General features: G+C 60.6%; 15 protein-coding genes. 5 read left to right on the forward strand and 10 right to left on the reverse strand.

Translation table 11 applies throughout. The features are described 5' to 3' along the window. Positions 1-75: 75 nt before the first annotated feature. Positions 76-963, forward strand: coding sequence for a helix-turn-helix domain-containing protein (locus ACVXZ4_RS09925; RefSeq protein WP_461794692.1), 888 nt, complete (start codon positions 76-78; stop codon positions 961-963). A 153-nt stretch (positions 964-1,116) separates the two neighbouring features. Here ACVXZ4_RS09925 and ACVXZ4_RS09930 read toward each other — a convergent pair whose 3' ends face one another. From ACVXZ4_RS09930 to ACVXZ4_RS09950, 5 genes are all read right to left on the reverse strand, one after another. Then, positions 1,117-1,608: an FBP domain-containing protein gene (locus ACVXZ4_RS09930; RefSeq protein WP_461794693.1), complete on the reverse strand. Its 492-nt coding sequence runs from the start codon at positions 1,606-1,608 to the stop codon at positions 1,117-1,119. 29 nt (positions 1,609-1,637) lie between these two features. Continuing rightward, on the reverse strand, positions 1,638-2,207 hold the full coding sequence (locus ACVXZ4_RS09935) for a TetR/AcrR family transcriptional regulator (RefSeq protein ID WP_461794694.1): 570 nt from the start codon (positions 2,205-2,207) through the stop codon (positions 1,638-1,640). Between the two features lie 265 nt (positions 2,208-2,472). Further along, complete coding sequence (locus ACVXZ4_RS09940; protein ID WP_461794695.1) at positions 2,473-4,101, reverse strand: alpha/beta fold hydrolase; 1,629 nt, start codon at positions 4,099-4,101, stop codon at positions 2,473-2,475. A gap of 355 nt (positions 4,102-4,456) precedes the next feature. Beyond that, positions 4,457-4,606 (reverse strand): hypothetical protein, encoded by a 150-nt coding sequence (locus tag ACVXZ4_RS09945; protein WP_461794696.1) that lies wholly within the window; start codon positions 4,604-4,606, stop codon positions 4,457-4,459. Between the two features lie 89 nt (positions 4,607-4,695). Next, positions 4,696-5,289, reverse strand: coding sequence for a small multidrug efflux protein (locus ACVXZ4_RS09950; RefSeq protein WP_116284418.1), 594 nt, complete (start codon positions 5,287-5,289; stop codon positions 4,696-4,698). A 192-nt stretch (positions 5,290-5,481) separates the two neighbouring features. Between ACVXZ4_RS09950 and ACVXZ4_RS09955 the strand changes: the two genes are divergently transcribed. Together ACVXZ4_RS09955 and ACVXZ4_RS09960 are read left to right on the forward strand one after the other, a co-directional pair. Continuing rightward, positions 5,482-6,321, forward strand: coding sequence for a GOLPH3/VPS74 family protein (locus ACVXZ4_RS09955; protein WP_461794697.1), 840 nt, complete (start codon positions 5,482-5,484; stop codon positions 6,319-6,321). Between the two features lie 138 nt (positions 6,322-6,459). Further along, positions 6,460-7,254, forward strand: a complete 795-nt coding sequence (locus ACVXZ4_RS09960; RefSeq protein ID WP_461794698.1) for a helix-turn-helix domain-containing protein — start codon at positions 6,460-6,462, stop codon at positions 7,252-7,254. 78 nt (positions 7,255-7,332) lie between these two features. Here ACVXZ4_RS09960 and ACVXZ4_RS09965 read toward each other — a convergent pair whose 3' ends face one another. Together ACVXZ4_RS09965 and ACVXZ4_RS09970 are read right to left on the reverse strand one after the other, a co-directional pair. Then, positions 7,333-7,659, reverse strand: a complete 327-nt coding sequence (locus ACVXZ4_RS09965) for an MFS transporter (RefSeq protein WP_461794699.1) — start codon at positions 7,657-7,659, stop codon at positions 7,333-7,335. A gap of 245 nt (positions 7,660-7,904) precedes the next feature. Continuing rightward, positions 7,905-9,148 (reverse strand): IS3 family transposase gene (locus ACVXZ4_RS09970; protein WP_461794700.1). Its coding sequence is split into 2 segments (ribosomal slippage): positions 7,905-8,857 and positions 8,857-9,148, totalling 1,245 coding nucleotides; the frame shifts between segments, so codons are not numbered across the junction. On the opposite strand from ACVXZ4_RS09970, the gene ACVXZ4_RS09975 reads away from it, so the two are divergent. Both ACVXZ4_RS09975 and ACVXZ4_RS09980 read left to right on the forward strand, forming a co-directional pair. Further along, positions 9,126-10,028, forward strand: a complete 903-nt coding sequence (locus tag ACVXZ4_RS09975) for a hypothetical protein (RefSeq protein ID WP_461794701.1) — start codon at positions 9,126-9,128, stop codon at positions 10,026-10,028. The genes ACVXZ4_RS09970 and ACVXZ4_RS09975 overlap by 23 nt on opposite strands. Before the next feature lie 149 nt (positions 10,029-10,177). Beyond that, complete coding sequence (locus tag ACVXZ4_RS09980; protein ID WP_461794702.1) at positions 10,178-10,675, forward strand: hypothetical protein; 498 nt, start codon at positions 10,178-10,180, stop codon at positions 10,673-10,675. A gap of 695 nt (positions 10,676-11,370) precedes the next feature. Here ACVXZ4_RS09980 and ACVXZ4_RS09985 read toward each other — a convergent pair. The 3 genes from ACVXZ4_RS09985 to ACVXZ4_RS09995 form a co-directional block, all read right to left on the reverse strand. Next, positions 11,371-12,087, reverse strand: a complete 717-nt coding sequence (locus ACVXZ4_RS09985) for a TY-Chap2 family putative peptide chaperone (RefSeq protein ID WP_461794703.1) — start codon at positions 12,085-12,087, stop codon at positions 11,371-11,373. Positions 12,088-12,124: 37 nt separating this feature from the next. Next, the gene (locus tag ACVXZ4_RS09990; RefSeq protein ID WP_461794704.1) at positions 12,125-12,817 is read right to left on the reverse strand and encodes a hypothetical protein; all 693 of its coding nucleotides are present in this window, start codon (positions 12,815-12,817) and stop codon (positions 12,125-12,127) included. 152 nt (positions 12,818-12,969) lie between these two features. Then, positions 12,970-13,488, reverse strand: coding sequence for a 5' nucleotidase, NT5C type (locus ACVXZ4_RS09995; protein ID WP_461794705.1), 519 nt, complete (start codon positions 13,486-13,488; stop codon positions 12,970-12,972). Positions 13,489-13,684 lie beyond the last annotated feature (196 nt).

A 13,684-nucleotide genomic window follows, 5' to 3' on the forward strand; every position in this document is an offset into this window, starting at 1 on the left:
AAGCTACTAGATACCCCTGATTCATACTCATCACAGGGAATGGTTAGGTCGGGCCGCCGGACATAACGTTGAACTATGAACAGTCCAGGGCCCCTCGCCGAGTATCTCCGTGCCAAGCGCGCTGACCTATTGCCAGATCAGACGCAGTTGGCCGGCTACGGCGCAAGGCGGCGCGTCCGAGGACTTCGGCGGGAGGAAGTCGCGCAGCTCGCCGGTGTCAGCGTCGGCTATTACACGCGTCTGGAGCAGGGACACAGCCGTCACGCCTCCGACGAAGTGTTGCTTGCGATCGCGATCGCACTCCAGCTGACAGTCACTGAGACCGAACACCTGCTGGATGTGTCGAAAGCGCGAATGCCGCTGGGCGGTCCCGCTGCGCCGCCCATTGAGGTCGCAAGCCCCATGGCGCTCAAAATGCTCGACTTCGTCACGGATCGTCCAGCCGTACTTCTCGGTCGCCGCGACGACGTACTCGCCTGGAACCGACTCGGTCATGCACTCATCGCCCCATACCTACCTTTCTCTGCCCCAGGCATAGCGAGTGAACGCCCGTCTTTGGCTCGCATGCTCTTCCTCGATCCGCCGACACGCGCTCTCTATCCGAACTGGATGAAAGAGGCGGGGGAAACCGTCGCTTACCACCGGATGGTCAGCGGGAAGCATCCGGACGACACCGACCTCATTGCGCTCGTCGGAGAACTCGTCATGAAGGATCCCGCGTTCGCGACCTTATGGTCGGAGGGCCGCGTGGGCGAATGCATCTCGGGCAGCAAACAATTCCACCACCCGGTGGCCGGCGACTTCAGAGCCACCTACGACCTTTGGTCGCAAGCCAGCTACCCCGAGCATCGTCTCGAAATCTACGACCCCGACGATCCCGACCGGGTCATCGCAGCGCTGCGGCGTGTACCCGAAGCCGGACTCGGCGCACACGGACTGCCTGAGGCGCACTACGTCGGGTAGACGATAGAGGCCAGCGGCGCTGACGTCTGGGCGCGAAGAGGTTTCCGATGCAGAGCGGTCGCGACTATCGCGGCTGGCGAGGGGAAAAGGAACTGCAGATCCGGTGGCCTAGCGGTGCCTGCGCACCGCGGGCTGTGGGCTGTGAGCTGTGGACTATTCGGCGCAGCGGAGGTCGGCGACGAACGTCCGCGAGCGCAGTTCGAGTTTTGCGATGCGCTCGAGTCGAGCCGCTTCGCGATCGAAACCGCTATACGCGAGAGGGGGGAGCTTCCGGACATTGGAGGAGCACTCGAAGTTCGCACACACCAGCGTCGCCACGGTGTTGCCGGCCCGTCCCGACGGGCCCGTTCTCTTCGCCGTGAAGTACAGGACGTCGTTGGGAAGGGTGACGTCTTCGCACCAGGCACATTGCGGCCGGGAGCGGGTCTGGCCGGCGGACTTCCGCAACATGATCCCGGCCGGACCGTCTTCGAGGTGCGTGATGACGTATCCAACATCGGGGAGTTTGGGGTCTCTCCAGCCGAGGCAGTCGAGGTCTGCCCAGGCGAGGGTATCGAAGTCGGGTGGAAACGTAACGGCTTTCCGTTCCCGAAGGGAGGTATTGATGAATGAAGCGCGTACGTCAGAAGCGCTGAGCGGTGTCACTATGGGCCTTTCTCAAAGCATTGTGGTTGTCAACTGGATGGCCAGCTGGACAGGGAGGAGTGGAGTGTGTCCAGGACTCGTTCCCACGATGCGCTGGCGGGTCGTGGACCGCGGCTGAAGCCACCACCGCGTTCCAGGAGGACGAATCCGTGAAACGTCGAGTGCAAGAGGCGCACCGCGTCCGTCTCGTCGGGTTCGTTCAGTCCATACCCCCGGAGAATCGCTCTGGTCATGGCCGCGTGCCGCGCGGCTGCACTCTGTTTGGCGACCTGGGGCTCCAACTGCATCTGTGTCGCGGCGTACCGCCCAGGATGGCTCATCGCGTAGGAGCGATATGCGTCGGCGAAGGCAACGAGAGCGTCGCGTCCTGCCCGCCCCGCGAGGGCTGCGCCGACCTGATCGGCCAGCTCGGTCAAGGAAAGTACCGCCACCCCGGACCGGAGTTCATGCAGGTTGCGGACGTGTGCGTACAGGCTGGCGTCTTTGACTTCGAAGTGCCGGGCGACAGCGGACATTGATACGTTCTCGAATCCGTCGGTGTCGGCCAGGTCGGCGGCAGCGCTGATGATGCGGCCTGGCGTCAGTCCTGCACGAGCCATGACGTATACCTCTTTCCTTTCCTGGGATAATACTAGATTTACCTAGGAAGTCTAGGAAAGCCCCAAGGCTGGCGATTCGACGGATCACAGACGACCGAGATCGACCAAGACACGGGGCAGGAGGCTGTGGAACTCGAGCGCGCCTCCTCATAGGCACCGGATCGGCGCCGGACGAGACCGATTTCGAAATTCGGTGACGACCATTCGTCGCTGACGCCGAGCCGGCGCGTCGTTCCACATGAACCAACTTTTGGAAGTCGTATATCTAGCTGACCGGAGTACCGGCTTCTGCCGCCTCGCTAGGACTCGTGAAGCGCGGTACATCGTCGTGGGACTCGGTCAGCGGCACCCACGACTCGAACACCGACGACTCACCGGGGAGCGGGTGGCCCGGAGCATTGATGTTCTGCGGGGGTCGTTCTCCTCCGAGAAGGAAATCGATGATGGGCTGGTCGACCTCAGTCGTCCCATAAGGAAAGACGCCGTGCGTGCCCTCGTTGTCCACCGCGATGAGAGTGGCGTTGGGAAGAGCGGCGGCGGTCGCGACGCCAGACTCGTAGGGGGTCAGGGGGTCGAGTTCACTCTGCAGAACGATCGTCTCAGGGAACTTCTGGGTAGGAGAGGGCATCTTCTGTTCGGTTGGCCACCAAGCGCACAATGGCGGTACATCGAGACGGCCAAGCTGCGCTGTGAGCGGCTCATTTTTCGCCGTTTTAGTGTTGTACTCGTTCCAAAAATCGGCCCCCTGTGTCCATTCGCCGTCGTTGCAGTAGATCATGTCCACGGTCGAGGCGAATGTGCGGGTCTCCGCCTTGTCGGTCGGCGGGACGAGCTGGAGTTCCAACTGGGCGCGTCCTGCGGCAATCACTGCAGGATTGAGAACTGTCGGGTCAAATTTGTCGAGCATTCGAATCGCTGCAGCGGCTGGGCCGGCCTCGGTCGAAGTCGTGCCAGCAGACGCTTCCGATTCGGCGATGACCTGCTTGACGAGTTCCCCAATCACCGGGTACCCGACATTCTTGCTGATAGCGATCACGGCGTTTGAGGCGTACCAGAGCATCTGTGCTGCGCTGGCCTGTTCCGGGGCCGCAGAGGCTGCAAAGTACCGATCCCAGATCGCCTCCGGGTCGGATCCCAGACCGTAGGTTGCGTCGTTTCGTGCGATGTAGTTCATCGCGTGAAGGCGGAACTGCCGATCGTAGGCCACGTGCTGAGCATTCATATTTTGCTGAATCGCAGGCTGCGTGATGTCGATGGCCGAATCGAGAACCATGCGATCAATGTTCTCGCTGAACAGGGATCCGTACCATGCGCCCAGCCAGGTGCCGTAGGAGGAGCCCATGTAGGTAACTGTCGGTAGGTTCAGCAGGTGTCGGATGAAGTCCATGTCGTAGGCGGTCTGCTCGGATGTGATCGTCTTGACATCGACGTCATTGGAGCACGCTCGCGCAATTGACTCTTGCTCGCCCGCCACGCCCCCTGCCGGGTCGTATTCGTAGTCGCACGTCACAATACTGCTCTGGCCGATTCCGCGCTGATCGAAGCTGACGTAATTCGTCGTCGGGCGGAGTTCCGGTGTGCCGGCTTGACGTTCGGCAGCGAGAGGAAGACCCGGGCTGACGGGGCCGCCTGGATGAATGAGCAGCGTGGTGTTGTAGGCGGGATCGGTCGCGTCGATGTTCTTGGCCTGGGAAATGCGGAGATCCCATGTGTCTGCGGGGTTGACGTTGCGCCAATCCTTGGGCACCTCGATGGTCGCGCACTCGACATTGGAGACATCCGCGGTCGGCGGATCGAGGGGAATCTCGAATTCGCACGTTTCCCAGGCGAGTGTCTGGTCGGCGAGAGAGTCCGCAAGTGAAACGATGTCGGGCGTCTGCACCAATTCCTCCATACCTGGAGATGTGCACGCAGTCAACGTAAGAGCGCTGCTGATTGCGAGCAAACTGGCTGTCGCGAGCAGGCCGCGTCGGGGCCTTCGCCCTCGGGTGAACAATGGCATTTCGGAGTCCTTTCTTAGGGAATTCAAATAACACACGATGACCTCGGGGCCGAGTCAAATCTGTTCTGTTGTTCTTGCTGAACGGTCCCGATTCGACCGCGGCTCTCGGACCTCCCGCACTATGGCTGTAACGCGAGCTCATACCTTTTCGCCCAGACAGGTCGCGGAGCAGCGAAGGCAGCGGCGGCTGGCTCATAGGCGATTGTTCGCAGGGCGTATCGCTCGCGGACTCGCACGCCGGAATTGATCAGCGGCAGATCGAGGCGAGCGCATCCGGTGGAGGATCCTCGATTGACCCAACGGTGCCGACGATGATCCACGTCAAGTCAATCTGATAGGTCGGAGGCAGCGAAAGCTCGGCGGGGCCGATTGTTTGTGCGCTAAGCAGGGTGTCCACTCGGGGCATCCCTATCGGTTTGCGTGGCAGCACGAGACGTCGTCAGCCGTCGAATGTGGGTAGGGAAGCACGGGTAGGAGGGAATCTGTCTAATTGGAGAGCATGGCAACGGCGGCCGTCGCTGACGCCGTAACGACAGCGGTCCAGAGGACGATGGCAATGAGCTGCCACAGGATGACCCAAGATTTTTTCACGCCGGAGCTGATGAAGAAAAGAGCGGTGAACGAGAACGGAAGCGCCAGAGGCGCCAGGATGCTCGCACCCGGCACGCCGAACCTGACGAGCCAACCGGCCAGCCGCTTCTTACCTTTAGATTCGTTCTCCTCCGCTTGATGCTGAGGTACGGCCGAGGTTACTACCAGGGGTGTTCCGGCTGTGACCGCGGACGTGTGTGCTGCGGGAACCAGGTCCGGCGACGTGACGGAAGCAGAGCTTCGCACCCGGCGAGCAAGGATGGCTCCTCGCACCCGCGAGCCGAGTAGCACGACGAGCACGACACTGACGCTGCTGCCAACCGCGTTTGCCGTAAAGGCGACCAGCGGGTGCATCCCGGCAACAATACCCAGGCCCGTAGCGGCCTCGTCGACGAACGGGATGGCGCCGAGGAGGGCGACGAGGAGAGGCTGCACAATTTCTGGTACGTGACTCACCAGGTCCTGGAACGGTCCAAATGGGTTGTTCATCGATTCTCCTGAGAGTTAACGGACGCGGTGCGTGCCTGAGTTGAAATTTGGAGGTGCAGCCGCTCTGGTGAGTGGAACAGCTTGCACGGACAACTAGAGGCCATGACCTCGGGGCACGGTCAAGCGCGCCAAGTTCTCACCTGTTTTTCGAGTTCGAACCCTGATGCGCAGACTTGACCATGTCCCGAGGTCATGGTCTTCACTGATAAACAGCAGACGGCCGGCTATCTCGGCCGGACCAATATCCGCTGCTCCAGGCTTTGGGCAGATGTGACCGGTCGCCGGTTCAGACGAATAACGGAGGACACCATCATCGAGGAAAACAAGTCTTTCGAGCCTGACGACGAGGCCGACGGCGTCAACGCAGAAGTGACGTTTCCGGAGGCGGTCATGCTCCTTCTGTTCAACCCCCGCAATGGAACCTTCGCCGGGGAGGGTTTGAACCTGATGTACGTGCTCGGCGGCGCCATGTTCACTGAACTCGCGTCGCGGGGTCACATCGAACTCATCGAAAACGGACGACAGCTTCGAAGGGTCGGCCCTGCGCCGGCCTCGTCCCTTCTGCGGGGAGCGTGGGACCGTGTTCCCGAGAGCCCGACGGGGACTAGATCACTCGTCGTCGACATCGGGACGCGGTCGCGGGAGACCACGTTGGATCGGCTCGTGGTCCGAGGTGACATCAAGAAGACATCGCACCGTCTGCTCGGATTCATTCGCACCCACAGCCTCGAGGGTGGAGACACCGACACACGCGATCAATTGCTGGCCCCCGTTAGGGCTGCGTTGGTAGACGGCACGGAGCCTGAGGCTCGGATTGCAGCGGTTATCGCGCTGCTCTCGGCCAGCAAGAATCTCCCCTCGATGCACGCAGACATCCCGTGGTCGGGCGATGTGCACACCCGCGGCAAGAAATTCGAGCGTGGTGATTGGGGTGCTAAGGCCGTGTCGGACGTCATCCTGACCGCACTCGTGACCCAACTCGCCGGTGTGGCATTTGCGACTGCTCTTGCCAGATTCACGGGGCCCGACTGATCGAACGCACCCGCTGCGTCTCCTCCTCCGCTGTTGTTGAGGCTCCGAGCAGCAGGTTGATGCAACCTGGGTCGAGACCGAGGATGACATCGAAGGACGCGCACTATCGAACCGGAAATGGATTCAGATCATCGAGGAATGGAAGTAACCACCATGGCGTGGAGTACAAGCGAACTCGCGGAGCTTGCGGGCACGACTCTAAAAGCGGTCCGGCACTATCACAAGGTCGGACTGCTTGAGGAGCCCGAGCGGAAGTCGAACGGGTACAAGCAATACCAGGTCTCACACCTCCTGCGCCTGCTGCAGATAACCCGGCTTGCGGAACTCGGCGTGCCACTGGCGCAGATCGCCGCTCTTGGTCACGCAGACAAAGATCCCGATCAAGCTATCCATGTGTTGGACGCTGAACTGGAGGCGACCATCGATCGCTTGCAGCGGATCCGGGGAGAGCTGGCCCTCATTCTGCGCCACCGTGCCCCAGCGGAGCTGCCGACAGGATTCAGCAACGTGGCCGGTGAGCTGTCGGAAGCCGACCGCGCACTGGTCCTGATCTACTCCCGCCTCTTCGACGAGGCGACGATGGCGGACTTGCAGGGGATGGTCCAGGAACAGCCCCGCACCGACGTGGATAAGGAGTTCGACATGCTTCACGCAGATGCGGACCGGGCAACTCGTCGCAAGCTGGGAAAACTTCTGGCCCCCGCGATGAAAGCCGGACTGGATAAGTTCCCCACGCTGAAGAGCCCCATCGCGCAATCGCCGACGCGCGCGGGATCCGCACGGAACGCCGTCGAAGCGGCGATGCACGAGCTCTACAACATCGCGCAGCTCGAAGTGCTCTACCGCTCACATCTCATCAGCACCGGGAAAACGAAGGAACTCGATGTCCTCGAAGCAGCACTCGACGCGCTCGAACTCGATGAGAGTGACTGACGGCTCTAGGAGCATAGCCAGCGCATCGCCCTGAGAGCGATGCCTTGGGCGGGTGCTAGCAGTTCATAACACGGCACTTCAGCTCGCCGCACCCGTCGGCATAGGCGGCGCAGGCGTTTCGCGAGCGGTGCCTCCGGGTGCATCCCCGAAGGAAACCAGGATACCGAGAGCAATGAACCACCACAGCTCGAGACCCCAGATGCTGTCGACGGGCGGAAGGGCTGCAATCGAGGCGGCCGAGATCAGGTCAGCGACCACGGACAGCGTCCTGCGGTTCCACCGATCGATGACGACGCCCGCTACGAGACCGATGACGACGGCGGGCACGGCGGTCGCAGCAGAGATAGCACCCATGCTGAGCGGGCTCCCCGTGATCTGAAGCACGATCATCGGCAGAGCGACCACGGCGATCCCATTGCCGAGGACGGAAAGAAAGTGTTAGCCGAGATAGGCGATGGCCGTGATGTTCATTCCTACACTGCACACCCGCTTGTTCATCGACCGGTAACCAAGCTGTAGGGCACGTCACAGAGTCAACTAAACCGTCAGCAGACCCGGTTTCGAATCCGCGCCTACGATTTGGGAACCTGAAGCTCTACCACCGAGCTACAGCCGCAGCGCGATAAACTGATTCGGCCTGGGTTTAGTTCCTAGTTGGTTCCCTGTCTGGCGGTCGCCAGCGGGGAGGTTTCTTGGTCAGCGTAATACTCGTGTTCGACCTCGAGCGGGGTGCGCATTTCGAGCTCGCCGTGGAGGCGTTGGTTGTTCCACCACCACACGTATTCCAGGGTCGCGAGCTCGACCTGCTCGACGGTGCGCCAGGGCCCTTGCCTGCGGATGAGCTCGGTTTTGTAGAGCCCATTGACGGCCTCGGCGAGGGCGTTGTCGTAGCTGTCGCCAACGGTTCCGGTCGAGGGGGTCGCGCCGAGTTCCACGATCCGGTCCGTGTAAACCAAGGCCATGTAATTCGACCCGTGGTCGGAATGGTGCGTGAGCCCGTCGAGATTTCCGCCCGCTGCCCAGGCCGCCATGTCGAGGGCTTGGAGCGGGAGGATGTCGGCCTTCAACGTCGAAGCGACGTTCCAGCCCACGATTCGGCGGGAGTAAACGTCGGTGACGAAGGCGACATAAGCGAACCCGGACCACGTCGCAACATAGGTCACATCGGCGACCCAGAGCCGGCGCGGGCCGGTCGCGGTGAACCGACGTTGCACGAGATCAGCCGGCAGCTGGGCAGCCGGATCCCGCTTGGTGGTGAATACCCGTTTTGAGCGCCGCGCCCCCTGAACAGACGCAAGTCGCATCAGCCGTTCGGTCTGGTCCCGGCCGACCGCCCAGCCCTGCCGTTTGAGCAGGGCGTGCATCTTGCGGCGCCCGTAGACTCCGTAGTTCTCGGCGTGCAGGCGAGCGACCTCGGGAACCAGCAGCTCGTCTCGCAGGTGGCGTGCCGAGGCCGGGCGCGCCTTCGCGGCCCTGAAGCCGCGCGAGGTGAGAAACCCGCGAACCGCCGGGCGCAGCACCCGGCAGATGGCCTCGACCCCGAACTGATCCCTCATCTGATCGATGAACTGGATCATTTCGTCGCGGGACGGTCGAGTTCCTTGGCGAAAAACACGGACGCGGCCTTCAGTATCTCGTTCGCCCGCCTCAGCTCCGCGTTCTCGCGCTTGAGCTGCCGGTTCTCCTCGACCATGTCCGTCGAGACGCCGGGCCTTGCACCCGTGTCGACCTCGTATCGGCGCTGCCACATCCGCAACGTCTCAGGGCTCATGCCCAGCAACCCCGCAACGTGCCGGATCGCGGTCATCAGATTCGCGTGGTCCCCGCGCGCCTCGCCAAGCATCCGAAGAGCCCGCTGACGCATCTCGGGAGTGTATTTAGCCATCAGTTCCATCCTTGATCAAAAGACGGAACTAAACCCAGGCCGAATCAATCTGGAACTTCGTTTCAGTGGCACTGACATCCTTACCGTAGGCGTTGAAGCCAAATTTGACCACGAGTTGACCCGGGCGCAAGTTCACGGGCAACTCACCGTCGTCGATCAACTCGTGATTCTTCTCACCTCAGGCGACTCCGCACCGCAATGGCTGAACGGCTTAGCTAACGTGTCAGTGATCACATGGACGGAGGCACTGCGCTGTTTTAGCGACCCGCGGCTCACCGAAGAGGACATCGCGTCCATGCCTGTCCAGAAATCGACTGTCGAGGCTCGATTGCGATCGCAAAATCTTGACCCGCTTCGCTCCAATGGTTGGGAAGTCGATGTTCGCCGCGGAGGCGGCGGAATGCCATCAATTGTGGTGGAATCGCCACTTCTCGGAAATGGCCGAAGGCTTTGCGGACAAATCCAAGTGTCCGGGCGCAGCATGCCCAAGGCCGGCGAACCGGTCAGGTTGGAGTACAGCATAGGGGTTTCGGTGGAGCTGACCGCAGATGATTTTCCAGATCCTCTGGCACCACACGCCGAGCCAGGCTGGATCGAGCCGCTCCGTGTCCTGTATCAAACCGTTCTCAACGGCGATGAAAAGCGTCTGCGTGTCAACACGGGCAGACCTGGACATAGTCGCTCCCAGTTGGGCAAACGGAAAGTCCCGCTAGCGGAGGAATATTTCCCCGGAACAACATGGCTTGCGAAGGGATATGTCGACTGGGCACTGGGGATCAAATCGACTGAAGTCGCATTGGATAAACTTGAGGAACTGACGTCGACCGCAGTCGAGATTTTCGAACAGTGGTACGACGTCGAGTTGGCGCGTACTGCGATACTGACATAGGCATGCAACGGCAAGCCGCGCGGGTCTGCAGCACGGGTTGGCGACTGTTTCAGCCAGGCACCCAGTCCCGCTGGTTCGACGTGACGGTGGCCCTAACTGGGGTAACCATCGGGCAATGTTTGCGAAGTGCACGCCGATAACATCGAGTTATGACGAACAGAATCGCCGTCGCCATCAGCTCCATACCGTTGATTGCGATGCTCGCCCTCACCGGGTGTAGCAGCAGCGGTCCAGGGGATGCTGGCTCTGGATCTAGCGCAAAACCAAAAGCTGCCAGTCCCTCTGTAACCCCTTCACCTTTGCCGTCGGCCTCGGTATCTGACATAGATGCAGCTGTTCAAACTTTCACCAAGGCACTCGACGACCTGGGTATTCAACACACCGAGCCCGTCCGTGGTCAAGTTGGGGCGTCGGGCGCAAAGGTGCTATTCGACCTAAGTGTCGATGGATTCGACGCGGGAATCAACGTCTTCCCAGACGCCGCCACCTTGGCGACCTGGGGCAGTGCGAGCGACTCTTTCGGGGGAATTTATATCGCCTCCGGCAATGCGGTTCTTTCGCTCAATTCGAGCGACGGCATCAGCGACTCGGCTGCGATTGCACCGAAAATTGCTACTGCGGTCGGCGGTCAAGCGCACGGCGTTTAGAACGTATCGCAAAGAGTGTTTTGCCGTACACGCTGATCTAGATCGATCAACGGTCTCCGTTTTCCTCGTTCTCCTCCTCGTCTCCTCTTCGTTCTCGCTGCTCGGCGCTTGATAAGAAGCTGCTTGCTTCGGCTTGAGTCAAAGACACAACGCCCCTTATCAGCGTTATCAAGTCGGACATTACAGAATGTCGCGACAACGTGAAAGATGTCCGCCGCGGCTACACGCCAATCTTTGCCGCCTGCGCCGGAGAATGCCCACCCAAGGTCACGAAAACTAGACTTCCCGTCGGCGACTTTTTTGCTCAACATGTGACATCGCGAGCAGGCGCGCGAGCTCTACCTGATTCGATGGATAGAAGTGGATCGCTCTCGCGCGCGTCTTCGTCCGTTTCAGCCCAACTATCCTTAATCAATGAAAAATGACTTGCCGTCATGACTTCGACCAAGCTCAGCCACAGAAGAACTTCGAAGCCGGGTGTAGTCCAAAGCGGGAACCTCAGTCGCGTGACGGAGGTACTTTCGCGAGACGACTAGAAGAGATTCAGGAGCCGGCTCGATGGAAACGCTAATGGACAGTGTCTAGGGGGCATACCGAGTTGCGACAGCGTCCTCGACGTATGAGATCGATCTGGACCGCATGGTTAACGAGGTCGACTACGTCACCACACCGTTGGCGGAGCTTCATGCCATTTACTACGACAGAAATTCTCCGAAAACGTCGCTGACCGTCCGCGTGAGCCGGCGCCCATTCTGTCGATAGAGTTCCATCAGGTCGACCTGACAGGTCCTGGTGTGAGCGAATCCCGCTACGTCGAGAATCATCACGGTCTCGAGGTCGCGAGTGATCGCCCAGAACGGCTGCAGGAACATTGTGCCCACCCGTTCCTCTGCACTTGCGAGTATCTGATCAATGTAGTTTTCGGCCGCGCCGAGCGAAGTCGGGAACTGCCGAAGGAGCTCCCAATCCGGCGACTCAGCATCAGTTAGAGATATCGGTGCGGTCACTGCGTTCCACCCGAAGCGCCCATCTACTTCGATTGCCAAGATCCGGGCGATTGACCGATAGACGATCGAGCGGCCGTTTGTCGGAGGGGTGAACTTGGGCACTCCTAGGCCTGTCTCGCCTTCGATCTGTTTCAGTGCCGCGTGCGAGTCCGATTCGCTAAAGATCTCGCTCCAATCCAAGTGGCGCAGCTCCCCGGCCGCCATGTAGTGAACCCAGGCGATCAAGTCGAACTGTATTCGCATGCCCTGTTGCTCGTCCTGCACGATTAGGAGCGGACTTTCCACTGTCTCGTCAGCAACACGGAAGATCAGGAGATGCGGATGTCGTCGGGCTAGTTCGCTCGCAAGCCACCAACTCTGCGCAAGGATAAATCGGTCAGCAATCCCAAATTGTTCGCTTGTCATGTTCTCGTTTCACTTTCGGGCCGGATGGGATTGACCATCACGACGATCCCATCTGGTGAAACCGGTGCTTGCCAGTGAACCACAGCCCTGTTTGCCGGGAGCGTCGGTAGCTGCCGAGGTACCCGGTTGTCTTCGTGTACACCTCGACGTGCCAAGACTGAGCACCGATTGGTGGAAGTTGTGCCGCCATCCGGTTCAGTGTCGAATACCAGCCGATCATCGAAGGCACTGTGAGCACTGCGAGCTTTAACGGCCTCGAAACCACGGACAGAGTCGCGTCAACGACTGAAGTATTGCTGTGGTCTATACCCCCGCCTACGTGCATGCCTTCTTCAAGATGCTGTTCGTGCGGCTGATAATAGGACGACCCGCTGGCCCGCTTTGCCCGCGCTTCGATCTCGCGAAGCCACACCGACCAGCGCGGGCCTATGACGCCGGCATCAGCCGACACGACGTCGGCTATCCAGTCGAGGGGGCGAGAAGCCTCGGCGGCGGAGTCCGTGTGAGCCCACGCCAGGTACTGGTCGAGCAGCCCGTCTCGATCCCACACCTCGCTCACTAGGGCTAAACGAAGATCGTCTGTCGGTTTGCCAGCGTCGTACCAGTTGCGTAGGCCGCGGCCGTGGCTCTTCCACCCGAGCGTGTAGGTCAAGAGCCATTGAAGTGCCGACCAATAGCCGAGGCTGTCGGGCCCGGTGATGCCTGAGGCAGGAACGGCGGGGATCGGCATCCCACTTCGCGGTGCAGCGAGAGCGCGAACAACCATCGGGACGCCCCAGCACCACTCGGCTTGCCCTCCCAACTCGATTCGGGTCCGGTCGTCGCTCGCATGGCGGAAGTCGGGTGCAGGCACCCTACAGAGCAAGAACCGGTCCGCATCCATTAGCTGTGCTGATTCACGGCGTCGACGCCGGCTACGGCTTCGAGCTGCGCAACTACCGCTGGCCAGTCAGAGACTCGACCGGATGAGGCCGCATGCGCGTCGCCTTCCCCGCCGAACTGGATCCAGATCCCTTCGAATTCGCTCGCGCCGTTGTTAGGACGATCGTCGACGAGATAGTCGCCGCGGTTCAAGTGCTTGTGGTGCGACAGGATGAGTCTCTTGTAGCCGGGGCTTCCGGCAGTACTTCCTAGATGTTCCCGGACCCACTCAATTTTGTGTTGCCAGGCAGAAGGGTTGTCCCACGGCGCCGTGGAAAGGATATAGATATCGAACAGATCCGCCAGTCGCGTGAAGGCATCGATGGCCCCGGGAAGAGGCTGCATCTTTCCGAATATGCCCGGGGCATCGTCGAGATGCCCCTGGTACTCCAGCGCCACGTCAGGGTCCAGGGCATCGATGCCGGATTGGAAGTCCACCAGCGTGTTGTCGAGATCGATATAGAGAACCTTCTTGGTCATGTGATGCTCCGATCAGCCGTGCGATTGCAGTACAGAAGAGTGAGGTGTCAAGGCGAATACCGATTCTCTCGAGCCAGCCTATTCGTTGCTAACACGCGACATTTTGAGAACACCTCGATCGATTCGAGGCCATCATGATCACGCTGGCTGCAGTTGCGGCGTATCTAGAACCTGTCACCAACCCGTGCGGCAGACC

It is taken from the genome of Lacisediminihabitans sp. FW035, from assembly GCF_054880895.1.